This window comes from Streptomyces sp. NPDC008317 (assembly GCF_042955955.1).
Lineage (GTDB): Bacteria > Actinomycetota > Actinomycetes > Streptomycetales > Streptomycetaceae > Actinacidiphila.
On sequence record NZ_JBIBFQ010000002.1, the window covers coordinates 40,826 to 63,930 of the forward strand.

The following is a 23,105-nucleotide window of genomic DNA, read 5'->3' on the forward strand; positions in this document are numbered from 1 at the left end:
ACGAGGGCCCGGCGCACACCGTGTCCGGGCGAGGCGAGGACCACCGGAAGGCGGCGAGGCGGCACCGTGCCAGGACGTATCGAGGATTACGCGCTCATCGGCGATCTCCAGACCGCCGCGCTGGTGGGCAGGGACGGTTCCATCGACTGGCTGTGCCTGCCCCGCTTCGACTCGGCCGCCTGCTTCGCCGCGCTGCTCGGCGACGAGGGCAACGGCCGCTGGCTGCTGGCGCCGACGGGCGCGCGGACGTGTTCGCACCGCTCGTACCGGGGCGACACGCTGGTGCTCGACACCTTCTGGGAGACCCCGACCGGGACCGTCAAGGTCACCGACTTCATGCCGCAGCGCGACCGGGCGCCCGATGTGATCAGGATCGTCGAGGGCGTGTCGGGCCAGGTCGACATGCGGGCCGAGCTGACGCTGCGGTTCGACTACGGCGCGGTCGTGCCGTGGATGCGGCGCGCCGACGGGCACCGGGTGGCCGTCGCGGGCCCCGACTCGGTCTGGCTGCGCAGCGACCCGCCGGTCCGGGCGTACGGCAAGGATATGCGCACGTACTCCGACTTCACCGTCGCCGAGGGCGACCGGGTCGCGTTCATACTGACCTGGCACCCCTCGCACGAGAAGCGCCCGCGCCGGTTCGACCCGTACGAGGCGCTGGACCACAGCCTGGCCGACTGGGACGAGTGGTCGGCCCGCTGCCGTTACCAGGGGCCGTGGCGGTCGGCCGTGGTGCGGTCGCTGATCACGCTCAAGGCGCTGACGTACGCGCCCACCGGTGGCATCGCCGCCGCCGCGACCACGTCGCTGCCCGAGGAGATCGGCGGGGTCCGCAACTGGGACTACCGCTACTGCTGGCTGCGTGACGCGGCGCTGACCCTCAACGCCCTGGTGGAGGGCGGCTATCTCCAGGAGGCGGGCGCCTGGCGCGACTGGCTGCTGCGCGCGGTGGCGGGCAACCCGGCCGACCTCCAGATCATGTACGGCATCGGCGGCGAGCGGCGGCTGACGGAGTACGAGGTGCCGTGGCTGCGCGGCTACGAGGGCTCGGCGCCGGTCCGGATCGGCAACGCCGCCGCGGGACAGCTCCAACTCGACGTGTACGGCGAGGTGTTGGACTCGCTGTTCCTGGCACGGGCGGCCGGGATGCGCGACGAGCCGCACGCCTGGAATCTGCAACGCGCCCTGATGGACTTCCTGGAGTCCGCGTGGCACCAGCCGGACGAGGGCATCTGGGAAGTCCGCGGCCCGCGCCGCCACTTCGTGCACTCCAAGGTGATGGCCTGGGTCGCCGCCGACCGCGCGGTGCGGACCGTGGAGGCGCTGCCGCGGCTCAAGGGCGATGTGGCGCTGTGGCGTTCGATGCGCGCCCAGGTGCACGCGGAGGTCTGCGAGAAGGGCTACGACGCGCGGCGCAACACCTTCACGCAGTCCTACGGCTCCGAGGAGCTGGACGCGGCGACGCTGCTCATCCCGCAGGTGGGATTCCTGCCGCCCACCGACCGCCGCGTGATCGGCACGGTGGAGGCGGTCCGCCGCGAACTGGACCTCGGCGGTTTCGTCCGCCGCTACACCCCGGACGCGGTCGGCGTGGACGGGCTGCCCGGCTCCGAAGGGGCCTTCCTGGCCTGCTCGTTCTGGCTCGCGGACGCGCTGTACGCGATCGGCCGCCAGGACGAGGCGACCGAACTGTTCGAGCGGCTGCTGACGTTGCGCAACGACGTCGGGCTGCTCGCCGAGGAGTGGGACCCGGTCGCCGGGCGGCTGCTGGGCAACTTCCCGCAGGCGTTCAGCCACGTCGGACTCGTCAACACCGCGCTCGCCCTGTCGGGCGTGCCTGCCATAAGGGACTGCTGACCATGGATCTCGGACTCGACGGACGGGTGTACGTCCTCACCGGCGCCAGCCGCGGCCTGGGCTTCGCCACGGCCCGCGAACTGGTCGCCGACGGCGCGAAGGTGGTGGTCTCCGGGCGCACCGCCGAGGCGGTGGCCGCCGCGGCCGGGCAACTGGGCGGCCAGGACACGGCGTTGGGCATCGCGGCCGACAACTCCGCCCCGGACACGGCGCAGCGGCTGCTGACGGCGGCCCGCGAGCGCTTCGGCCGGGTCGACGGGGTGCTGATCAGCGTCGGCGGACCGCCGGCCGGCGCCGCCGCCGACAGCACCGACGAGCAGTGGCTGCGGTCCTTCGAGACGGTGTTCCTGGGCGCGGTGCGGCTGGCCCGCGCCGCCGCGGCCGAGCTGTCGGACGGCGGTGTCATCGGCTTCGTGCTCTCCGGTTCGGTCCGCGAGCCGATCCCCGGCCTCGCCATGTCGAACGGTCTGCGGCCCGGCCTCGCGGGCTTCGCCAAGACCCTCGCCGCCGAGCTGGGGCCGCGCGGCATCCGGGTGGTCGGCCTGCTGCCGTCGCGGATCGACACCGACCGGGTACGGGAGCTGGACGCGCTCGGCGGCGACGAGGCGGCGGCCAGGGCCAGGGCGAGCGCGACGATCCCGCTGCGGCGCTACGGCACGCCCGAGGAGTTCGGCAAGGCCGCGGCCTTCCTGCTCTCGCCCGCCGCGTCGTATCTGACCGGTGTGCTGCTGCCGGTGGACGGCGGCGCCCAGCGCGCCCTGTGACGGGACGCGAAGAGCCCCCACCGACGGCTCGGTGGGGGCTCCGCGAGAGCGGGGGCGGGCGGCCGGGTCAGCTGACCCGCGCCGCGCGGTGCCTGACCGCGCGCAGCCGCGCCTCGGCGGGCAGCTTGTCCAGACCGGCCGACGTACGGGCGCGGTGGAGCACCGCGCTGTCGAGACCGGCGACCACCTCGTCCGGGGTGGCGTCGGCCGCCAGGCCCAGCACTATCCGGGCGACCGGTGCGCCGCGCTTACCGCGCAGCGCCGCTCTGGCCCACTCCACGCCGTCGTACGCCTCGGTCTCCGAGGTCAGCACGTTCTCCACGGCCCGGCCGCGCAGCAGCGCGCCCTGTCCGTCGCCGCTGTCGACCCGGAGCTGGCGCAGCCGCCGGGTGCGGGCCTGGGCGAGCAGCCACCACAGAGCGGCGAGCACGAGCACGCCGAGCACGGCGATGACCACCGGCCACCACCAGCCGTCGGAGCGGTAGCGGGTCCTGTCGTGCGCGGTGAGCAGCACGTCCTTGGGGCCGGTGAAGGGCCACCAGTGCGGCATCGTGAAATTCCACCGGCGTTGCAGGTCGAGCCCGCCGAGCAGCACGGACAGGCCCACGACCAGCAGGACGAGTCCGGTCAGCGCGAGCAGGACCCGGTTCAGTACGGTACGCATCCGCCCGGTCACCCCTTCTTCTCTGCGCGCTGGACATGGACGTGGAGCTGTGGCGGCTTGGCGAGGCCGAGCTGGCGTACGGCGTTGCCCAGCGCGTTCGTCAGGTCCGTGCGCACCGCGTCGAGTTCGCGGAAGTGCGAGGAGCCGTGCGCCGTGATCCGGCGGCGGCCGACCTTGACCCGTACCCAGCGGATGCCCGGTACCTCCATCGCCCGGTCGCGCAGCACCAGTTCGGCCGCGTGCCGGTCGAGTCCGGCGCGGACGCCGTTCTCGCCGCGCCGGGTCATCGGCAGCAGTCCGCGCTCGCCCGGCGTGAGGGCCAGCAGGATCAGCCAGAGGCCGAGCACGGCGGCCACGGCGGCGCCGACGATCACCCAGACGTTGTCCAGGTGGCGGGTGGCCAGCTCGTCGGCGAGCCGGGTCCGCCAGGCCATCGCGCGCCGGTCGGCGCGGACGGCGGCGATGTCGTACAGGAAGAGACCGGCGATCCCGAGGAGCACCGCGGCGGTGATCGCCGCGGGCACCCGGCGTCCGGCCCAGAACCGGCGTGCCTTGACCGGGGTCTGATCCGCGGTCAGGGCGTACGGCTCAAGGGTGCGGGTGGCGGGGTCCGTGAGCGTGTCGCCTCCGGCGAGGACGCCGGGGGTTCCGCCCGCGGGGGTCGATCCCGGACCGGACGCCGGACCGTACCCCGCGCCCGGCCCCTGCTCGGCCGCCGCGTATCCGGACTCCGAGCCGTGTTCGGCGCCGCCGTCGTCCCCTTCGGAAGCCTGCCCGGAAGCCTGCCCGTAAGCCTGCTCGGAGCCGTACTCGGAGGCCCCGTATTCCTGGTCCTGAGCGTGTTCCGAGCCGTGCTCGGGAGTCCGCCGGGAGCGGTCGTCGTCGGGACCCTGCTCGGGGCCCCGCCGCTCCCCCTGTCCCGGCTCAGCGCCGGCGTTCGGCTTCTTCCAGGGACTCTCGCTGTCGCTCACTGGACCCTTCCCTCGTCCTTGCGGCGGTCGGCGGCCGAGTGCAACCGCTCCACCTCGACCGCGACCTCGGGAACCGACATGCCGGTCAACGCCTCGACGCGGGACGTGACATGGCTGCGCACCGAGCCGCACACCGAGCCGATGTCGGTGGGGTAGCCCAGTTCAAGGGTGAGCCGCAGCCGCGCGCTGTCCTTGCGGACCGAGACCGAGGCGTGCGGGGAGTGGTCCTTCGGCACCAGTGCGGCGCCCGGCGCGTCCGTCAGGACCTCGCCGGCCGCCTGGGCGGCGATCTTCGCGACCACCCGGTCCGCGATCCGCAGTGCCCCGCGGTCGGCCGCGGGCAGCGGTGCGGGGACGGCTGTCCCCATCAGCGCCGCCGGTCGCGGTCGCGGCCACGGTCACGCGAGCGGAAGAACTCCCCAGGTTCCAGGTCGCCGTCGAGGAATTTGCCCGCCACGAAACCGACCGCGCCGAGCGCCGCCACCAGCAGAAAAGCACCGAACCCGCCGAAATACCCGGCGAATCCGAGCGCCATTCCGACGGCCAGGCCGATCACCGCCATGCTCATCGTCCGCACTCCGTCCCATTGGTCGTGTTGACCATCTCCGTCTGCACTGGCTTGGACCCTTACTGGACCCGTTGCTCACGCTCGTCGTCGTCATCTTCGTCGGGAAGTTTCACGTCGCCCACGGCGACGTTGACCTCGACGACCTCGAGACCCGTCATCCGCTCCACGGCGTTGACCACGTTCTCCCGTACGGCGCGGGCCACTTCGACGATCGACACGCCGTATTCGACGACGATGTCCAGGTCGAGCGCGGTCTGCACCTCGCCGACCTCGGCCTTCACGCCGCGCGACACCGACTTGGTGCCGCCGGGCACGCGGTCGCGGACCGCGCCGAAGGTGCGCGACAGGCCGGTGCCCATCGCGTGCACGCCGACCACGTCACGGGCGGCGAGTCCGGCGATCTTCTCCACCACGCCGTCGGCGATCGTCGTGCGGCCGCGCGTGGCCGGGTCGCCGAGCGCTTTGCGCCCGCCCGCGCTGCCCTTGTCCAGGGTCCTGCCCTCGGCCGCTGACGAGCCCTCGGGCTCCGGCCGGTCGTACTGTGCGGTGTCCGTCATCGCGAGTCGTCCCTTCGTATGGGCTGCTCCGTGCCCCACACTATGTGCGCATGCCCCCGCGCGCTGCGGGGAACCGGCGAGAGGGCTGTTCCGACCCCCCAAGAGAGTGGTCGGCCTGCGGAAGGCGATATCTGGTGACCATGGACCGACTGGCCCGGACCGTACGGGAGCAGGTCGCGCTGGGCCGCCTGCTCCCGCTCGGCACCCCCGACGACAACGCCTGGATGACCGAGCGCGCGGCCGTACGCGCGCTGCGGTGGACGACCGCGGGGCTGTCCGGGGTACGGCTGGGCGGAGTGTCCCTGACGCTGGCGGAAAGCGGGGGCGAGGCGCCGGAGTCCGGTCCGGTGGGCGCGCTGCCGCACCTGCCGGTACGGATCGAGGCGTCGTTCGAGGCGACCGCCGACGAGCCGCTGCCGCAGGCCGCCGACCGGCTGCGCGACGTGCTGTGGACGACCGCGCGCGACGGGCTCGGCATCGCCGTGACGGAGGTGGACCTCCAGGTCACCGGGTTGCTGGACGGTGACGACGCGCCCGTGAGCGAGCTGGCGGGCGCCGAGGACGCGGAGCCGGACGGCGACGAGGCTCCCGTACCGCTCGACCCCAGTGGCCTCGCGGAAGCCGTGGCAACCGCGGCGCTGACCGTGCCCGGTGTCGTACGGCTGAGCAGGCGGCCCGTCGGCCTCGGCTCCGGTGTGCGGATCCAGGACACGGCGGCGGATTCGGCCGGGGATTCGGCGGGCTCCGACGAGGCGCCGGGCCGCCGCGTCCAGGTGCAGATCGCGGTGTCGCCGGGCCACCGGCCGCTGGAGGTGGCCCGGTCGGTGGCCGCCGCCGTCGCGGTCGCGGCGGCCGAGGGCGCGCCCGGTCCGGTGCGTACCGCCATCGTGGTGACGGACGCGGGCTGATCCCTCCCGCGCCCCGTGGGACGTCCGGCGCGGACGGGCGGCTACTCGCCCACGCCCGCCAGATCGCGCAGGCGGCGGCCCTGGGCGGCGCGTTCGGCCGCGTACTGCTCCTTCTCGGTATGGGAGGCGGCGCCGCGCAGCAGGCCCTTGGTCTCGACGACCGCGTCGCGCGGCGGCGCGAGCAGGGCGCCGACCAGGTCGGTGACGGCGGCGTCGAGTTCGGCGGCGGGCACGACGAGGTTGGCCAGGCCGGTGCGCTCGGCCTCGTCGGCGTGCACGAAGCGGCCGGTGGCGCAGATCTCCAGGGCGCGGCCGTATCCGACCAGTTCGACCAGCGGCTTGGTGCCGGTGAGGTCGGGGACCAGGCCGAGACCGGTCTCGCGCATGGCGAACTGCACGTCGTCCGCGCAGACGCGCAGATCGCAGGCGAGGGCGAGCTGGAAGCCCGCGCCGATGGCGTGGCCCTGGACCGCGGCGACCGTGATCACGTCGGTCCGCCGCCACCAGGTGAAGGCGTCCTGGTACGTGGCGATGGCAGCGTCGAGTCCGGCCTCCGAGCCACGCGCGAGGTCGAGGAACGACGGCTCACCGTCGAAGCCCTCGGGCGTGAACGCCTGGCGGTCGAGGCCCGCGGAGAAGGACACGCCCTCACCGCGCAGCACGACGACGCGTACCTGTCCCGGCAGCAACTGGCCCGCCTCGGTCAGGGCACGCCACAGGGCGGGCGACTGAGCGTTGCGCTTGGCCGGATTGCACAGGGTGATGTGCGCGACGGAGTCGTCGACGGCTAGCCGGACTCCGTCACGTTCGAGCAGGATCTTGGCGTCGGGCACTGGGCACCTCCGAGCGGACCGGACTGGATTACCGAAGAGTAACCAACCGGACCCGCCGGACCGCCCCCGGCCCTTGATACTCGCGGAGCCCTCAGGCCGTGGCGGCCTTCTTGCCCCGTGTGGCACCGCCGCGACCGCGCAGGGTCACGCCGGACTCGCTGAGCATCCGGTGCACGAATCCATAGGAGCGGCCGGTCTCTTCGGCCAGCGCCCGGATGCTCGCACCGGAGTCGTACTTCTTCTTCAGGTCTGCCGCGAGCTTCTCGCGCGCGGCGCCGGTCACCCGGCTGCCCTTCTTCAGAGTCTCGGCCACCCGTGCCTCCTCCAGGGAAGTGCGCTATGGACTCTCATGATCACCCCTAAGGGCGTTCCTGGCCACCCATTCGACAAGGTCCATCACGGGACATTCACCGGAGGAATGCCTGGATACGCCGGTACGAAGGGGCCGGGAGCGGCTTTTCCGGGGCGGCAATTCCGTACGGAGAAGGGTGTGCGGGCAATAGCGGCAGGTCAGCCGTGGTCGGTAAGGAGTTCTCCGACGTCACACCACTGATCACGGCGGCGGTCGCCCGTACCGCGCCCCGTGGGCGCGCGGTACGAGCCGGACTCACGCAGATGAAGGATGATCAGTGGGCCGAATGATCGAATCGACATGATCACTTCGTGCGGGTGCGGGCCTCTGAGCCGCCCCGCGCCCCGCGCGGGGCGGCGCCCGGCCGGGCGCCGCCGGGGCTCAGGCCAGCGAGACCAGGTCCTTGTAGTCCTGGCCCCACAGGTCCTCCACGCCGTCCGGCAGCAGGATGATCCGCTCCGGCTGGAGCGCGTCCACGGCGCCCTCGTCGTGGGTGACCAGGACGACCGCGCCGGTGAAGGTGTGCAGCGCGCCCAGGATCTCCTCGCGGCTGGCGGGGTCGAGGTTGTTGGTGGGCTCGTCGAGCAGCAGCACATTGGCGCTGGAGACGACGAGCGAGGCGAGCGCGAGCCGGGTCTTCTCGCCGCCGGAGAGCACCCCGGCGGGCTTGTCGACGTCGTCGCCGGAGAAGAGGAACGAGCCGAGGATCTTGCGGATCTCCACCAGATCGGTGTCGGGCGCGGCCGACCGCATGTTCTCCAGCACGGTGCGGTCCGGGTCGAGCGTCTCGTGCTCCTGCGCGTAGTAGCCGAGCTTGAGGCCGTGTCCGGGCGTCACCTGGCCGGTGTCGGCCTGCTCGACACCGGCCAGCAGGCGCAGCAGCGTGGTCTTGCCCGCGCCGTTCAGACCGAGGATGACGACCCGCGAGCCGCGGTCGATCGCGAGGTCGACGTCGGTGAAGATCTCCAGCGACCCGTACGACTTGGACAGGCCCTCGGCCATCAGCGGGGTCTTGCCGCACGGGGCGGGGTCGGGGAAGCGCAGCTTGGCGACCTTGTCGGAGGCGCGTACCGCCTCCAGGCCGGACAGCAGCTTCTCCGCGCGGCGCGCCATGTTCTGCGCGGCGACCGTCTTGGTGGCCTTGGCACGCATCTTGTCGGCCTGTGAATTCAGGGCGGCGGCTTTCTTCTCCGCGTTGGCCCGCTCGCGCTTACGGCGCTTCTCGTCGGCCTCGCGCTGTTGCTGGTAGAGCTTCCAGCCCATGTTGTACACATCGATTTGCGAGCGGTTGGCGTCCAGGTAGAAGACCTTGTTCACCACGGTCTCGATGAGGGTGGCATCGTGCGAGATCACGATGAATCCACCGCGGTACGTCTTCAGGTAGTCGCGCAGCCAGGCGATGGAGTCGGCATCGAGGTGGTTGGTGGGCTCGTCCAGGAGCAGGGTGTCGGCGTCCGAGAAGAGGATCCTGGCCAGTTCGACGCGGCGGCGCTGACCGCCGGAGAGGGTGTGGAGCTGCTGCCCGAGGATGCGGTCGGGCAGTCCGAGCGCGGCGGCGATGGTGGCGGCCTCGGCCTCGGCGGCGTATCCGCCCTTGGTGAGGAATTCCGTCTCCAGACGCGAGTACTTCTTCATCGCGTTCTCGCGGGTGGCGCCCTTTCCGTTGGCCATCCGCTCCTCGTTCTCCCGCATCTTGCGCAGGACGGTGTCGAGGTCGCGGGCGGACAGGATGCGGTCGCTGGCGAGGGTGTCGAGGTCCCCGGTGCGCGGGTCCTGCGGCAGATAGCCGACCTCGCCGCTGCGGGTGACGGTGCCTGCGGCGGGCTGGCCCTCCCCCGCGAGCACCTTGGTCAGGGTGGTCTTGCCCGCTCCGTTGCGGCCGACCAGGCCGATGCGGTCGCCCTTGGCGACACGGAAGGAGGCGGACTCGATGAGGATGCGGGCGCCGGCGCGCAGCTCAAGGCCGGTGGCAGTGATCACGGGAAAAGCTCCAGGACAGGACGGACGACGGAAACGGGCGCGAGGTCGTACGCCGTGGCTAATCGAGGAATAGAACTGCCATGGGGCTCAGTCTACCGGCGGCCGGCAAACGGTTTACCGCGCCGGGGGGCACGGGCATTGCGGGGCCGACTGCCCCCGCCCCCGGTCAGGGGCGCGCCGGTACCCGGCCACCGGTGCGCCGGTACCCGGCCACCGGTGCGCCGGTACCCGGCCACCGGTGCGCCGAAGTGGGGCACATCACACATAATCGGCACATGCGGTTCGACGACGACACTCCGCTCGACACCTCGCAGGTCCAGGACCGGCGGGGCGGTTCGGGCGGCGGCCCCGGCGGGAAGATGGTGGGCGGCGGAATCGCCGGGCTGCTCGCGGTCGTGATCGGCCTGGTGCTGGGCATCAGCCCCGACCAACTCGGCCTCAGCGGCGGCTCCGACACCGTCTCGGACACGCGCGCGGCCGGCGCCGGTCTGGCGCGGAGCTGTTCGACCGGGCGGGACGCCAACGCGCAGGAGCAGTGCCGGATCGTGGCCGTGGTCAACAGCGTGCAGGCGTACTGGACCGCCGAGTTCAGCCGCCGCGGCGCCGCGTACCGGCCCGCGCCGACGGTGTTCTTCGACGCTCCGGTGAGCACCGACTGCGGTCCGGCCGACCCGCGGACCGGGCCGTTCTACTGCCCGGCGGACCGCAAGGTCTATATCGACTTGAATTTCTTCCAGACGTTGCAGACCCAATTCGGCGCCAAAGGCGGGCCGTTCGCCGAAAGCTATGTCGTCGCGCACGAATACGGCCACCATGTGCAGAATCTGACGGGTGTTCTGAGCGCGGCCCAGGACGGCCGCAGCGGAGCCGACAGCGCGTCCGTACGCGTGGAGTTGCAGGCCGACTGCTATGCCGGGCTGTGGGCGAAGAACGCCACCAGGACCCTCAATCCGGCCACCGGCACCTCGTTGATCACGGCGGTGACGCCCGACGACATCGCGCGCGGTCTCGACGCGGCGGCGGCCGTCGGCGACGACACGATCCAGTCGCGGGCGCAGGGGCGGGTGACGCCGGACGCCTGGACGCACGGGTCCGCGGCGCAGCGTCAGCAGTGGTTCACCACCGGGCTGAGGAACGGGGACCTGGCGGCCTGCAACACCTTCGGCTGAGGACCGGCGGGCGGTGCGGGTCCCCGCGCGCTGTACGGCGCGGGGGTCGCGTACCGCTCGCGGCGGCTCAGGTCTCGCCGGTGTGGACCTGGAAGGCGGCCCTGCGCATCGCCTTGGCCAGGGCGGGGTCCGGGTGCGCGGCGGCGAGCGCCACGAGCACCTGGACGGTCCTGGGGTGGCCGACATTGCGGACCTCTTCGAGCAGCCCGGGCACCGAGCCCTGGACGGCGGTCTCCAGGTGGCTGACGAGCAGGTGGTCCTCGCCGTGGTCGGCGACGGCCGCGGCCGTGTCGATCCACAGCCAGGTGGCCTCCTCGCGGGTCAGCAGGCCGGTCGCGGTGTCCGGGTCGCCGCCGTCCAACTCCGCCAGCCACAGCACCGCGTAGGGGCGCAGCGTCGGCTCCTCGACCACGCCGCGGACGGCCGGCTCTGCGGGGTCGCCGACCACGCGCAGCGCCTCGAAGGCGAGGCCGCGCAGCAGGGCGTCGTCGCCGCGCGCGGTGTCCAGCAACTCGCCGACGGCCAGCGCGACCGGGCGGGCGGCCAGCCAGGCGCGGTACTCGGCGCGGGCCGGACCCGGCGAGAGGCGGGCGCTGGCCCGCAGCATGGTCTCGGCGGACTGCTCCATGTGTCCCGCGGGGCCCTGCGCGGCCACGCAGATCTGCTCCAGCTTGACCCACACCGCCCAGGAACCGATCGCGGTGAGCGTGACCTCGTCGGGGCGCTTGGGGTCGCGGGGACGCAGCGCGCCGACCCGGGCGACGGCGTCCAGCGTCCAGTCGAGCAGCGCGGGCAGCGGATCGGGGGCGTCGCCCGCGCCGTCGGCGGGCGGTTCGTGCCGCTCGGCGCGCAGCTCCGCGACGCGCTGCCGCAGCAGGTCGAGCAGGGTGTCGATCGGCACCGGCTCGTTGGACAGGTGCAGGAAGGACAGCAACTGCGGTGCGGCCTCGATGACTTCGGCGACCAGCGCCGGATCGGGGCCGGCCTGCGGGCCCGGCAGGAAGGGGTGGGCCAGCGACCAGGCGTCGAAGAGCGCGACCCAGCCGCGCAGCACGGCGGTGTCGTCGGTGTCCCAGGCCCGCAGCCGCCAGCCGGGCCGTGCGGTGCCGCCGTGCAGTTCGATCAGCCCCGACAGCCGCGCCCGGTCCCATGCGGTACGGATCTGGGGCCGGGTCAGGTCGAGCGCCGCTGCGGCCTGCGCGGCGGCGTCGTCGGGCAGTATGCCGGTCGGTCCCGCGGTGCCGGGGCCGGTGCCGGCCCAGCGCGCGAGCCGTGCGGCGTCGGCCAGTTCGGCGCGGGCCAGCCGGGCGAGCTGCGGCAGCGGCGGCGTGCCCTCGGGCGGCCGCGGGGGTCTGGACCGGCGCGTCGTTGCGGTCCGGCGGGCGGCGGTGAGCGGCCGTCGGGGGACAAGGCGGAGCGGAGTGTCTCGCGGGCTACGGGACGTCACTGGAGAAGTCTCTCCGGTGAGCGCCCATAATCCCAAACGGAACCCGGCCCGATGATCTACAAGGGTGCCCCGGGGGCGCTCTTCCGGGCCCCTTCGGGCGCGCGTTATCGCAGCTCAGCGGGGGTTTCCGGGGCGGCTCTCACCCTGATGGGGCGGTCTTGACACCGGTCACATCAGTGGTGTGAGGAATCGCCGCAACGTCTCCTCGTAGTCCGCCGGGTTGACGTTCCACATCGCCGCGTGCGGCGCGTCGGGCACGGTGTGGAGGGTCACCAAGTCGGCTCGGAGGGCCGCGAGTTCGCGGGAGGCGGCCCACGGGGCGAGGGTGTCGCCCGGTCCGTGCACGAGCAGGGTGGGAACGGTCAGCCGCGCCGGGTCCGCCGCGGCGGCGACCGGCTCGGGGAGCAGGCCGGTACGGCCCTCGGCGGCGCGGACGGCGAGCGGCATCAGCGCGTCGGGGACGCCGTTGGACTCGGCGGCGGCGCGGACGGTGGCCTCCCAGTCGAGCACCGGCGAGTCCAGCACCAGGCCGCTGACCCGGTCGCGTACCGGGGACCCGGCCAGCGCGTGCAGGGCCATCGTGGCGCCGGTGGACCAGCCGAAGAGCACCAGCCGCTGGGCGCCGTACTCGACCGCGTACCGCATCGCCGTGTCGAGGTCGCGCCATTCGGTCGCGCCGAGGTGGCCGATGCCGTCGGGGGACGCGGGGGCGCCGGGGTCGTTGCGGTAGGCGAGCAGGAGCTGCGGGAGGCCGTGGGCGTGCAGGGCGGTCGCCACGTTCAGCGGGTGCTCGCGGGTGGCGCCGAGGCCGTGCACCGCGATCACCCAGGTGTCGCGGGCGCCGGGCACGAACCAGGCGGGCAGCGGGCCGAGTTCGCCGCGCAGCAGGACCTCGGTGTGGTCCAGGCCGAGGGCGCTGCCGGGGTCGCCCGCGCACGCCTGCGGGGTCAGCCGGACCCGGGCGCCGGGGGTGAGGGCGCCGTGCTGGACGCTCAGCAGCCGCCGGGTCACCGAGTACGGGGTCAGGTCGAGCACGTCGCCGACGGCGGCGTGCAGATCGTCGCCGGTCAGGCCCCAGACGCCGGGGCGGGCCGAGGACAGGGTGCGGGTGAGCACCACCTGGTCCGCGGTCACGCTGTGCAGCGTCACGTCGCCCTCGGGCACCGGGCCTCTCAGCGACGGCCTCAGGGCGAAGCGGGATCCGTACCGGCCGGCCGCCAGCGCGGCCGTTCCGGCACCCAGCACGGTGGTGGCTGCCATGGCCACCGCGGTTCGGGTACGCATCTCTTCCAGTGTGAACGCGTCGGCCGAAAGCGGCCAGGCGACGGCGGCGGCCGGGTGACGTAGGGGCGAGTGGCGTACGGGGGGCGGACGGCGGGTGCGGGGCGGCCGGGCGCGGCGGGCGCGGGGAGAAGCGTGTGTGGAGAAGCGTGTGTGGAGACGGTGGAGAAGCGGCGGCCCGAGTCGTCTAGTCGGCGGGCTCCGGCGCGCCCTGCCCGTAGCCGCGCAGCTTTTCCGCGACTTTGGCCAGCTCGCGGCCGGGGAGCGTACGGGGCTCGTGGCCGTTGGCCGATCCGGCCAGCAGCCAGACGCGGCACATCCACTCCAGCTGGGCGGTGTTGTCGTACGCCTTGTCGAGGGTGTCGGCGTACACGAGGGTGCCGTGGTTGCGCATCAGGCAGCCGGTGCGGTCGCGGAGCGCCTTGAGGACGGCGGTGGCCAGCCTCTCACTGCCGTAGGTGGCGTAGTCCGCGACCCTGACCTGGCCGCCGAGGGCCGCCGCCATGTAGTGGATGACGGGCAGCTTGTCGACGAGGGTGGAGACGGCGGTGGCGTGCGCGGCGTGGGTGTGCACGATCGCGCGGGCGTCGGTGGCGCGGTAGACGGCCAGGTGCATGGGCAGTTCGCTGGTCGGCCGCAGCTCCCCCATGAGGCGGCGGCCCGTGAGATCCACCACTACGGCGTCCGCCGGGCCGAGCCGGTCGTAGGGGACGCCGGTCGGGGTGACCAGCACGAGATCGCCGACGCGGGCCGAGACATTGCCCGAGGTGCCGACCACCAGCCCGTCGGCGACCGTGCGCCGGGCGGTGTCCACCACGTCCGACCAAGCCTTCTCCAAGGAGTCCTGCACACGGGCATTATCACCGCCCGGCCCCCGGCGGGCGCGGATCGCCTCCCCGAGGGGTCCGATCGGCCGGATCGGCTTGATACTGACTGAGGCCGCCCGACCGCTCCGGCACCACAAAGCCGCCGTCAGTTCATCTTCCGTTCATCCGCTCTCCGTACGGTCGCCTCGCCACTGTCCGATCAAACGAATGCCTGGGTACATGGAACACATCACGCTCCTGATCGGAATCGTGATCGTCACCGCACTCGTGTTCGACTTCACGAACGGTTTCCACGACACCGCCAACGCGATGGCCACCACCATCTCGACCGGCGCACTCAAGCCAAAGACGGCGGTGGCCATGTCCGCCGTGCTCAACCTCGTCGGCGCCTTCCTCTCGGTGGAGGTCGCCAAGACCATCTCCGGCGGCATCATCGACGAGTCCTCCGGCATCAGACCGGAAGTGATCTTCGCCGGGCTCGTCGGCGCGATCGTCTGGAATCTGCTCACCTGGCTGGCCGGACTCCCGTCCAGTTCCTCGCACGCCCTGTTCGGCGGCCTCATCGGCGCCACCCTCGTCTCGGTCGGCACCCACGGTGTGCACGGCGAGGCGGTCGTCATGAAGGTGCTCATCCCGGCCGTCGCCGCGCCGATCGTGGCCGGTCTCGCCGCCACGCTCGCCACCCGGCTCACCTACCGGATCGGCCGCCACGCCGACCCCGAGGCCACCTCCAAGGGCTACCGGGCGGGCCAGATCGCCTCCGCGGGCCTGGTCTCGCTCGCGCACGGCACGAACGACGCGCAGAAGACGATGGGCGTCATCACGCTGGCGCTGATCACCGGCGGCGTCGTCGCCCCGCACGCCGACCCGCCGCTGTGGGTCATCGTCTCGGCGGGCAGCGCCATCGCGCTCGGTACGTACATCGGCGGCTGGCGGATCATCCGCACGATGGGCAAGGGCATCACCGACATCCAGCCGCAGCAGGGCTTCGCCGCCCAGACCGGCGCCGCGGCCACCATCCTCGCCTCCTCGCACCTCGGCTTCGCGCTGTCCACCACGCAGGTCTGCTCCGGCTCCGTGATGGGCGCGGGCCTCGGCCGCAAGGGCGCGGTGGTCCGCTGGAGCACCGCGGGCCGCATGGTCGCCGCGTGGGGGCTCACGCTGCCCGCCGCCGGCCTGGTCGCGGCCGGCGCCGCGCTGCTGGCCGACGAGGGCACCTGGGGCGTCACCGCCGTGGCGGTCCTCGGCCTGGCCGTGTGCGCGGTCATCCGTACGGCGTCGCGCCGCAAGCCGGTCACGCACGCCAACGTCAACGACCTGGACGGCGACCCGGCCGCCGGTCCGGACGCGGCGGTCGAGCCGCAGGGCGCGGTCACCGCGGCCATCGCGGCCGTCATCCCGCCGCCCGCCGGGACCGTCGCGCCCGGCGCCCCCTCCGACACCGTTCCCGGCGCACCCGCCACGGCCTGACCTGCCCCTCCCCCGCGCCTCCCCGCTCTACCTCAAGGACCCAGGGACCCCCTCATGAGCATCGACTGGCACGCGCTCGGCACGGTCTTCGGCGTCACCCTCGTGGCGACCGTGGGCCTGGTCGGCCTGTTCACCCTCGGCATCGTCGGCCTCACCAAGCACGGCTCCGCTCCGGCGTCCGACTCCGGCTCCGGCTCCGGCTCCCCCGCCGCAGCCGGGTCCGGCTCCGTTTCGCACGGGGGCGCCCTGCTCGCCCGGACCGGCGGCTACGCCTGCTTCGCCGTGTGCGCCGCGGCGGTCTCGTACGGCATCTATCTGATCGTGGCCTGAACTCACGGGTTTCGGCGGCGGATGTGGACCTCGCCACACTCCGTCTTCCCAGGTCAACGGTGAGTTGACCTGCCTGCGCGCACGTGGTGGACTGCGGAGGCCATGCGGCGGCAGGAGAGGAAGTCCGGTGCGAATCCGGCGCGGTCCCGCCACTGTCACCGGGGAGTGCACTCCCAACCCGTACGTCACGGCCGGAAATCCGGTTGGAAGGCCGGGAGTGCGTAGATCCGGGAGCCAGGAGACTCTCACCGCCGGTCACGTCGAACCAGGGCGCGGACCCTGAGTGAGGACCTCTGCCATGCCCGGCTGCGCTCGACTCGTCACGGACCACCGCACGCAGGTGCGCACAAGTACGCCACCCTGTCCGGCACTTCACCTGGACGGCGTGGACGCGGGCTGAACCGGTGCGTGCCGATCGCGTGTTCGCGTACGGCGCCGCACTCGGCTTTCTCGGCGATCTCGTCGCGGGCGACCCGCGTCGCGGCCATCCGGTCGCGGTGTTCGGGCGCGCGGCGGGCGCGTTGGAGCGCCGGATGTGGCGTGACGACCGGGGCAGTGGGGCGGTGTACGCCGTGCTGTGCGCCGGGGGCGCGGTGGGTGCCGCCGCGCTGGCCGACCGGGCCGTACGGTCCTCCGTCGCGCTCCGCGTCGCGCTGACCGCCGCCGCCACCTGGTCGGTGCTGGGCGGGACGTCACTGGCCCGTGAGGCGCGGGCCGTCGCCGCCGCGCTCGACGCCGGGGACATCGAGGCGGCGCGCGCCCGGCTGCCGCACCTGTGCGGACGCGACCCGCATTCCCTGGACGCGGCGGGGATCGCGCGCGCCGTGGTCGAGTCGGTCGCGGAGAACACCTCGGACGCGGTCGTCGGGGCCCTGGTGTGGGGCGCGTGGGGCGGGGTGCCGGGGCTGGTCGGCTTCCGCGCCGTCAACACGCTCGACGCGATGGTCGGTCACCGGTCGCCGCGCCACCTGCGGTTCGGCTGGGCCGCCGCGCGGCTGGACGACGTCGTCGGCTACCCCGGCGCCCGCCTCACCGCCGCGCTCGCCGTCCTCGCCGGGCCCTCGCCGCGTACCGCCCTGCGCGTCTGGCGCCGGGACGCCGCCGCGCACCCCAGCCCCAACGCGGGACCCGTGGAAGCCGCCTTCGCCGGCGCCCTGCGCCTGCGTCTCGGCGGCACCCTCTCCTACGCCGGCCGCACCGAACACCGCGCCGTCCTGGGCGCCGAACACCCGGCCCCGGCCCCGGCCGACATCGCGAGGGCCGTCCGGCTGTCGCGGCGGGTCTCGGCCGCCGCGGCGGCGCTCTCCGTCCTGACGGCGGCGATACGGGGCGGCTCGGCGCCGGGCCACGGCCGGCCGGGGGAACGGCCCTTCGGGGGACGTGCCGTCGGCGTGGGGGTACGTCCGCCGCGGCGGCGGGACGCACGAGGGTGGAGTCCGACGGTGTCGCGCCGGGCGCGGTCCCTCTCCGGCGCCGGGGGGACCTCGTGACGGCCCTCGGGGGCGGCCTGTTGGTCGCCGGGACGACCTCGGACGCGGGCAAGTCCGTGGTGACGGCGGGGATCTGCCGGTGGCTGGTGCGGCAGGGCATACGCGTGGCCCCCTTCAAGGGGCAGAACATGTCGCTGAACTCGTTCGTGACGCGGGAGGGCGCTGAGATCGGCCGGGCACAGGCGATGCAGGCGCAGGCCGCCCGCGTGGAGCCGTCGGCGCTGATGAATCCGGTGCTGCTCAAGCCGGGCGGCGACCGCAGCAGCCAGGTCGTGGTGCTGGGCAAGGCCGTGGGCGAACTGAGCGCGCGCGGCTACCACGGCGGACGGCAGGCCGATCTGCTGGGCACGGTCACCGGCTGCCTCGAAGAGCTGCGCGGCCGGTACGACGCGGTGATCTGCGAGGGCGCGGGCAGCCCGGCCGAGATCAATCTGCGCAGGACCGACATCGTGAACATGGGCGTGGCCCGCGCGGCCGGACTGCCGGTGGTCGTGGTAGGCGACATCGACCGCGGCGGCGTCTTCGCGTCCTTCTTCGGGACGACGGCGCTGCTCGCGCCCGAGGACCAGGCGCTGGTCGCGGGCTATCTGGTCAACAAATTCCGCGGTGACGTCTCGCTGCTCCGGCCGGGTCTGGACATGCTGCACAAGCTGACCGGCCGGCCGACGCTCGGCGTGCTGCCGTTCGCCCACGGCCTGGGCATCGACGAGGAGGACGGGCTGGGGGTCCCCCGGGGCGGAGTTCGGGGGAGCGTGTCGCCGCGCGCCGCCCATGAATCGGTGGTCGCGCCGCCGCACGGCGCGGAGTTGCTGCGGGTCGCGGTGGCCGCCGTACCGCTGATGTCGAACTTCACGGACGTGGACGCGCTCGCGGCGGAGCCGGGGGTGGTGGTGCGGTTCGTGGACCGGGCCGAGGAGTTGGCCGACGCCGACCTCGTGGTGCTGCCGGGCACGCGCGGCACCGTGCGGGCGCTGGAGTGGCTGCGTGAGCGCGGCCTGGCCGACGCCGTCGTACGGCGGGCCGCCGAGGGGCGTCCGGTGCTGGGTGTCTGCGGCGGTTTCCAGATGCTGGCCGACCGCATCGAGGACGACGTCGAGTCGCGGGCGGGCTCCGTCCCCGGTCTTGGCCTGCTGCCGGTCCGGGTGCGCTTCGCCGCCGCGAAGACGCTGGCCAGGCCGGTCGGGACGGCGTACGGGGAGCGCGTCGAGGGCTATGAGATCCACCACGGGGTGGCCGAAGTCCTGGGCGGTGACGAGGAGTTCCTCGACGGCTGCCGGGTCGGCGCGGTGTGGGGCACGCACTGGCACGGCTCGTTGGAGAGCGACGGTTTCCGCCGGGCGTTCCTGCGCCGGGTGGCCGCCGCCGCCGGACGGCGCTTCGTCCCGGCGCACGACACGTCCTTCGGGGCGCTGCGCGAGGCGCAGTTGGACCGGCTGGGCGATCTGATCGAGGAGCACGCGGACACCGGCGCGCTGCTGCGGCTGATCGAGCAGGGGCCGCCGCCCGACCTGCCGTTCGTGCCACCGGGCGCGCCGTGAAGGGCAACCGGGACGACGGCCGGGGCAACAGCCGGGACGACGGCCAGGACAACAGCCGGAGCAACGGCAGGAACGACGGCCGGGGCGGCACCCGTAAGGACTTCTCCGGGGCGGCCGGCCGGCCGCAGACCCACCCGTTCCCCCGCCGGGGAACGGGACGTGACGATGACGATGGGGCACACGTGAGCACCGTTCTGCTGCTGTCCACCGCCGACACCGACCTGTTGGCGGCCCGCGCCGCCGACTCGTCCGCCGTCTCCTACCGGATCGGCAACCCCTCCCGCGTCGATCCGGCGGCCGAACTGCCCGCGCTGCTGGACGGCGTGGACATCGCGGTGGTCCGGCTGCTCGGCGGCCGACGGGTCTGGGAGGAGGGGCTCGCGGCGCTCGCGGCCTCCGGGGTGCCGACGGTGCTGCTGGGCGGCGAGTCGGTGCCGGACGCGGAGCTGATGGCGCTGTCGTCGGTCCCCGCGGGTGTCGTCGCGGAGGCGCTGCGCTATCTGGTCGAGGGCGGCCCGGAGAATCTGACGGAGCTGGCCCGCTTCCTGTCCGACACGGTGCTGATGAGCGGCGAGGGCTTCGAGGCGCCGCGCCGGATGCCCGAGTACGGCGTGCACGGCGCGTACGCGTACGACGAGGCGCTGCCTACCGTCGCCGTCCTCTTCTACCGGGCGCACGAACTGTCGGGGAACACCGCGTTCGTGGACACGCTGTGCGCGGCGGTCGAGGCGAAGGGCGCCAACGCCCTTCCGGTGTACTGCGGTTCGCTGCGCAGCGCCGACGAGGGGCTGTACGCGCTGCTCGGGCGGGCCGACGCGATCGTGGCGACCGTGCTGGCGGCGGGCGGCACCGTCGCGTCCGAGGCGACGGCGGGCGGGGACGACGAGGCGTGGGACATCGGCGCGTTGGCGGACCTGGACGTGCCGGTGCTCCAGGGCCTGTGCCTGACCTCGTCGCGCGAGGCGTGGCTGGGGTCGGACGCGGCGCTGACGCCGATGGACGCGGCGATGCAGGTGGCGATACCCGAATTCGACGGGCGGCTGATCACCGTGCCGTTCTCGTTCAAGGAGACCGGCGAGGGCGACGTGCCGGTCTACGCGGCCGATCCGGAGCGGGCGGCGCGGGTCGCCGGTATCGCGGTCCGGCACGCGGCGCTGAAGTACAAGGCGAACGCCGACAAGCGGCTCGCGCTGGTCTTCACCGCCTACCCGACCAAGCACTCCCGGGTCGGCAACGCGGTCGGCCTCGACACCCCCGCCTCCGCCGTACGGCTGCTGGACGCGCTGCGCGAGGCGGGATACGTGACCGGTGAATACCCTTCCGGGGGCGACGAGTTGATCCACCGGCTGATCGCGGCTGGCGGTCACGACGTGGAGTGGCTGACGGAGGATCAGCTCTCGGCGGCGCCCGCGCGCGTGCCGCTGGCCGACTACGAGAAGTGGTTCGCGACGCTCGACGCCGACCTGCGGGCCGGGATGCTGGAGCACTGGGGCGAGCCGCCGGGCTCCCTCTACCTCGACGGCGACGACATCGTGCTGGCGTCCCTGCGGTTCGGCAATGTCGTCATCATGATCCAGCCGCCGCGCGGCTTCGGCGAGAACCCGATCGCGATCTACCACGACCCCGACATGCCGCCGTCCCACCACTACATGGCCGCGTACCGCTGGCTGGAGACGGCGACCGCCGAGGGCGGTTTCGGCGCCGACGCGATCGTGCACCTGGGCAAGCACGGCACGATGGAGTGGCTGCCCGGCAAGGGCCTCGGGCTGTCGGCGGGCTGCGCGCCGGACGCCGTCCTCGGCGAACTCCCCCTGGTCTACCCCTTCATCGTCAACGACCCCGGCGAGGGCACCCAGGCCAAGCGGCGCGGCCACGCCACCGTCGTGGACCACCTCGTGCCGCCGATGGCCCGCGCCGACACGTACGGCGACCTGGCGAAGCTGGAGCAACTCCTCGACGAGTACGCCCTGGTGAACGATCTCGACCCGGCCAAGGCCCCGGCGGTCCGCAGCCAGATCTGGACCCTGGTGCGCGCCGCCGAACTCCACCACGACCTGCACGTGGACGAGCAGCCGGAGGAGGACGACTTCAACGACTTCGTGCTGCATGTCGACGGCTGGCTCTGCGAGATCAAGGACGTGCAGATCAGGGACGGTCTGCACATCCTGGGCGGCGGCCCGGTCGGCGAGGCCAGGACCAATCTGGTCCTCGCCGTGCTGCGCTCCGCGCAGGTGTGGGGCGGGGTCGGCGGCGCGCTGCCGGGGCTGCGGGCCGCGCTCGCGCTCTCCTTCGGCCTGGTGGAGAAGACGCTGCTCGCCGAGCCCGGCGCCCGCGTGGAGCTGCCGTCCGCGCTCACCTCGCTCGCGGCCGGCCCCGCGCGGACCGCCTCCGACGCCGTCGACCTGCTGGAGCAGCTCGCGCGGCGGCTCGCGGAGGCGATGGAGGCCGCCGCCTGGCACCGTGACGCCGCCGCCGGGGTGGTCGCGCAGGTGCTGGGCGACCACGAAGTGCCGGACGCGGTACGGGTGTTGGAATTCGCCGCCCGCGAGGTCGTGCCGCGCCTGGCCCGTACGACCGACGAGATCGACCACATCCTGCGGGCGCTGCGCGGCGGTTACGTACCGGCCGGGCCTTCCGGGTCGCCGACCCGCGGCCTGGTCAACGTCCTGCCGACCGGCCGCAATTTCTACTCCGTCGACCCCAAGGCCATTCCGTCCAGGCTCGCTTGGGACGTCGGCACGGCGCTCGCCGACTCGCTGCTGGCCCGGCACCTCGCCGACACCGGCGCGTATCCGCAGTCCGTGGGCCTCACCGTGTGGGGCACGTCGTGCATGCGCACCCAGGGCGACGACATCGCCGAGATCCTGGCGCTGCTCGGCTGCCGTCCGCTGTGGGACGACGCGTCCCGGCGGGTCACCGGCTTCGAGGTCGTCGGCGCGGAGGAGTTGGGGCGGCCCCGGATCGACGTCACCGTCCGCATCTCCGGCTTCTTCCGCGACGCCTTTCCGCACGTCGTCGCCCTCGTGGACGACGCGGTGCGGGCCGTCGCGGAGTTGGACGAGCCCGCCGACGTCAACTACGTACGCGCCCACGCCGACGAGGACTTCGCCGAGCACGGGGACCGGCGGCGCGCCACCGCCCGCATCTTCGGCTCCAAGCCCGGTGCCTACGGGGCCGGGCTGCTGCCGCTGATCGACGCCCGCAACTGGCGTTCCGACGCCGACCTCGCCGAGGTCTACGCCGTCTGGGGCGGTTACGCCTACGGCCGCGGTCTCGACGGGCGGGCCGCCCGCGGTGACATGGAGGCCGCCTTCCGCCGTATCCAGGTCGCCGCCAAGAACGTCGACACCCGTGAGCACGACCTTGTCGACGCCGACGACTACTTCCAGTACCACGGGGGCATGGTCGCCATGGTCCGGCATCTGACCGGCGACTCCCCGCGGGCCTATGTCGGCGACTCCGCGCTCACGGACCAGGTCCGCACGCGGACCCTCGGTGAGGAGACGCACCGGGTGTTCCGGGCGCGGGTCGTCAATCCCCGCTGGATGGCCGCGATGCGGCGGCACGGGTACAAGGGGGCTTTCGAGATGGCGGCGACCGTCGATTATCTCTTCGGGTACGACGCCACGGCGGGGGTGGTGGACGACTGGATGTACGAGAAGCTCGCCACCGAGTATGTCTTCGACGCGGAGAACCAGGAATTCATGCGGAAGTCCAATCCCTGGGCTCTGCGGGGGATTTCGGAGCGGCTGCTCGAAGCGGCCGAGCGGGGGCTGTGGTCCGCCCCCGACCCCGAGACCCTGGAGCGCCTGCGCTCCACCTATCTCGACCTCGAGGGTGACCTGGAGGGCGACGCGTGACCCCCACCGCCACCGCTACGCCTGCGGTGGGCCTTCTCCCCCACCCCGCCCCTCCCCGAAACCGGCGGCAAGCCCCCGTCCCCCCTGTCCTCAATCGCCGGACAGGCTCGTCGTGCCGCACCCCTCTCAGCATTCCCCAGCCCGCCCGGCGACCGCAGCCGGAACCCGCCGAGGCATGCACAGCACCCACCGCCCACCCGCCGGAGGCGGAAGCCGCCCGCGCGCACCCCACCCCAACT

The 23,105-nt window shown here is 73.4% G+C and carries 19 protein-coding genes, 1 pseudogene and 1 riboswitch; of the genes and pseudogenes, 9 read left to right on the forward strand and 11 right to left on the reverse strand.

Annotated elements, in window-relative coordinates; translation table 11 throughout:
- The first annotated feature begins 66 nt into the window (after positions 1-66).
- Together ACFY9V_RS05300 and ACFY9V_RS05305 are read left to right on the forward strand one after the other, a co-directional pair.
- A complete protein-coding gene (locus tag ACFY9V_RS05300) occupies positions 67-1,857 on the forward strand; it encodes a glycoside hydrolase family 15 protein (protein WP_391159630.1) in 1,791 nt (596 codons plus the stop codon).
- Between the two features lie 2 nt (positions 1,858-1,859).
- Positions 1,860-2,621 carry an SDR family oxidoreductase gene (locus ACFY9V_RS05305; protein WP_391159631.1) on the forward strand — a complete coding sequence of 254 codons (762 nt, stop codon included), beginning with the start codon at positions 1,860-1,862 and terminating at the stop codon, positions 2,619-2,621.
- A 67-nt stretch (positions 2,622-2,688) separates the two neighbouring features.
- Here ACFY9V_RS05305 and amaP read toward each other — a convergent pair whose 3' ends face one another.
- From amaP to ACFY9V_RS05330, 5 genes and pseudogenes are all read right to left on the reverse strand, one after another.
- Positions 2,689-3,285: an alkaline shock response membrane anchor protein AmaP gene (gene amaP / locus ACFY9V_RS05310; protein ID WP_391159633.1), complete on the reverse strand. Its 597-nt coding sequence runs from the start codon at positions 3,283-3,285 to the stop codon at positions 2,689-2,691.
- 8 nt (positions 3,286-3,293) lie between these two features.
- A pseudogene (locus tag ACFY9V_RS05315) lies at positions 3,294-3,836 on the reverse strand (DUF6286 domain-containing protein); the annotation flags it as partial.
- A 416-nt stretch (positions 3,837-4,252) separates the two neighbouring features.
- Entirely contained in the window at positions 4,253-4,624 is a 372-nt protein-coding gene (locus ACFY9V_RS05320; RefSeq protein WP_355333713.1) for an Asp23/Gls24 family envelope stress response protein, read from the reverse strand.
- The gene (locus tag ACFY9V_RS05325) at positions 4,624-4,824 is read right to left on the reverse strand and encodes a hypothetical protein (RefSeq protein WP_188281874.1); all 201 of its coding nucleotides are present in this window, start codon (positions 4,822-4,824) and stop codon (positions 4,624-4,626) included. The genes ACFY9V_RS05320 and ACFY9V_RS05325 overlap by 1 nt, the downstream gene beginning before the upstream one ends.
- A gap of 59 nt (positions 4,825-4,883) precedes the next feature.
- Positions 4,884-5,381, reverse strand: coding sequence for an Asp23/Gls24 family envelope stress response protein (locus tag ACFY9V_RS05330; RefSeq protein WP_355333717.1), 498 nt, complete (start codon positions 5,379-5,381; stop codon positions 4,884-4,886).
- A 140-nt stretch (positions 5,382-5,521) separates the two neighbouring features.
- Between ACFY9V_RS05330 and ACFY9V_RS05335 the strand changes: the two genes are divergently transcribed.
- A complete protein-coding gene (locus ACFY9V_RS05335) occupies positions 5,522-6,289 on the forward strand; it encodes a nucleopolyhedrovirus P10 family protein (RefSeq protein ID WP_391160566.1) in 768 nt (255 codons plus the stop codon).
- A gap of 41 nt (positions 6,290-6,330) precedes the next feature.
- Here ACFY9V_RS05335 and ACFY9V_RS05340 read toward each other — a convergent pair whose 3' ends face one another.
- The 3 genes from ACFY9V_RS05340 to ACFY9V_RS05350 form a co-directional block, all read right to left on the reverse strand.
- On the reverse strand, positions 6,331-7,122 hold the full coding sequence (locus ACFY9V_RS05340; protein WP_391044191.1) for an enoyl-CoA hydratase-related protein: 792 nt from the start codon (positions 7,120-7,122) through the stop codon (positions 6,331-6,333).
- Between the two features lie 91 nt (positions 7,123-7,213).
- Entirely contained in the window at positions 7,214-7,435 is a 222-nt protein-coding gene (locus ACFY9V_RS05345) for a helix-turn-helix domain-containing protein (RefSeq protein WP_188281871.1), read from the reverse strand.
- 420 nt (positions 7,436-7,855) lie between these two features.
- Positions 7,856-9,454, reverse strand: a complete 1,599-nt coding sequence (locus ACFY9V_RS05350) for an ABC-F family ATP-binding cassette domain-containing protein (protein ID WP_355333726.1) — start codon at positions 9,452-9,454, stop codon at positions 7,856-7,858.
- A gap of 275 nt (positions 9,455-9,729) precedes the next feature.
- Here ACFY9V_RS05350 and ACFY9V_RS05355 point away from each other — a divergent pair, with 275 nt between their 5' ends.
- Positions 9,730-10,623 carry a neutral zinc metallopeptidase gene (locus ACFY9V_RS05355; RefSeq protein ID WP_391159635.1) on the forward strand — a complete coding sequence of 298 codons (894 nt, stop codon included), beginning with the start codon at positions 9,730-9,732 and terminating at the stop codon, positions 10,621-10,623.
- A gap of 67 nt (positions 10,624-10,690) precedes the next feature.
- Here ACFY9V_RS05355 and ACFY9V_RS05360 read toward each other — a convergent pair whose 3' ends face one another.
- The 3 genes from ACFY9V_RS05360 to ACFY9V_RS05370 form a co-directional block, all read right to left on the reverse strand.
- Positions 10,691-12,070 (reverse strand): hypothetical protein, encoded by a 1,380-nt coding sequence (locus tag ACFY9V_RS05360; RefSeq protein WP_391044183.1) that lies wholly within the window; start codon positions 12,068-12,070, stop codon positions 10,691-10,693.
- Between the two features lie 168 nt (positions 12,071-12,238).
- Positions 12,239-13,354 (reverse strand): prolyl oligopeptidase family serine peptidase, encoded by a 1,116-nt coding sequence (locus ACFY9V_RS05365; protein WP_391159637.1) that lies wholly within the window; start codon positions 13,352-13,354, stop codon positions 12,239-12,241.
- 184 nt (positions 13,355-13,538) lie between these two features.
- Positions 13,539-14,201 (reverse strand): class II aldolase/adducin family protein, encoded by a 663-nt coding sequence (locus ACFY9V_RS05370; protein WP_391159639.1) that lies wholly within the window; start codon positions 14,199-14,201, stop codon positions 13,539-13,541.
- Between the two features lie 196 nt (positions 14,202-14,397).
- Between ACFY9V_RS05370 and ACFY9V_RS05375 the strand changes: the two genes are divergently transcribed.
- From ACFY9V_RS05375 to cobN, 5 genes are all read left to right on the forward strand, one after another.
- Positions 14,398-15,648, forward strand: a complete 1,251-nt coding sequence (locus ACFY9V_RS05375) for an inorganic phosphate transporter (RefSeq protein WP_355333739.1) — start codon at positions 14,398-14,400, stop codon at positions 15,646-15,648.
- A gap of 54 nt (positions 15,649-15,702) precedes the next feature.
- Positions 15,703-15,978, forward strand: coding sequence for a hypothetical protein (locus ACFY9V_RS05380; RefSeq protein WP_391159641.1), 276 nt, complete (start codon positions 15,703-15,705; stop codon positions 15,976-15,978).
- 115 nt (positions 15,979-16,093) lie between these two features.
- Positions 16,094-16,223, forward strand: a riboswitch (cobalamin riboswitch).
- Positions 16,224-16,382: 159 nt separating this feature from the next.
- On the forward strand, positions 16,383-17,468 hold the full coding sequence (locus tag ACFY9V_RS05385; protein ID WP_391159643.1) for a cobalamin biosynthesis protein: 1,086 nt from the start codon (positions 16,383-16,385) through the stop codon (positions 17,466-17,468).
- Complete coding sequence (locus ACFY9V_RS05390) at positions 17,465-19,006, forward strand: cobyric acid synthase (protein ID WP_391159645.1); 1,542 nt, start codon at positions 17,465-17,467, stop codon at positions 19,004-19,006. Before ACFY9V_RS05385 ends, ACFY9V_RS05390 begins: the two co-directional genes overlap by 4 nt.
- A gap of 182 nt (positions 19,007-19,188) precedes the next feature.
- Complete coding sequence (cobN, locus tag ACFY9V_RS05395) at positions 19,189-22,866, forward strand: cobaltochelatase subunit CobN (RefSeq protein WP_391159647.1); 3,678 nt, start codon at positions 19,189-19,191, stop codon at positions 22,864-22,866.
- Positions 22,867-23,105: the final 239 nt, after the last annotated feature.

Bases quoted from the DNA above. Each gene is read 5' to 3' on its own strand.
- ACFY9V_RS05320 (WP_355333713.1), bottom strand. From the start codon at position 4,624: ATGGGGACAGCCGTCCCCGCACCGCTGCCCGCGGCCGACCGCGGGGCA.
- ACFY9V_RS05330 (WP_355333717.1), bottom strand. From the start codon at position 5,381: ATGACGGACACCGCACAGTACGACCGGCCGGAGCCCGAGGGCTCGTCA.
- amaP (WP_391159633.1), bottom strand. From the start codon at position 3,285: ATGCGTACCGTACTGAACCGGGTCCTGCTCGCGCTGACCGGACTCGTC.
- ACFY9V_RS05355 (WP_391159635.1), top strand. From the start codon at position 9,730: ATGCGGTTCGACGACGACACTCCGCTCGACACCTCGCAGGTCCAGGAC.
- ACFY9V_RS05375 (WP_355333739.1), top strand. From the start codon at position 14,398: ATGGAACACATCACGCTCCTGATCGGAATCGTGATCGTCACCGCACTC.
- ACFY9V_RS05365 (WP_391159637.1), bottom strand. From the start codon at position 13,354: ATGCGTACCCGAACCGCGGTGGCCATGGCAGCCACCACCGTGCTGGGT.
- ACFY9V_RS05325 (WP_188281874.1), bottom strand. From the start codon at position 4,824: ATGAGCATGGCGGTGATCGGCCTGGCCGTCGGAATGGCGCTCGGATTC.
- ACFY9V_RS05335 (WP_391160566.1), top strand. From the start codon at position 5,522: ATGGACCGACTGGCCCGGACCGTACGGGAGCAGGTCGCGCTGGGCCGC.
- ACFY9V_RS05380 (WP_391159641.1), top strand. From the start codon at position 15,703: ATGAGCATCGACTGGCACGCGCTCGGCACGGTCTTCGGCGTCACCCTC.
- ACFY9V_RS05305 (WP_391159631.1), top strand. From the start codon at position 1,860: ATGGATCTCGGACTCGACGGACGGGTGTACGTCCTCACCGGCGCCAGC.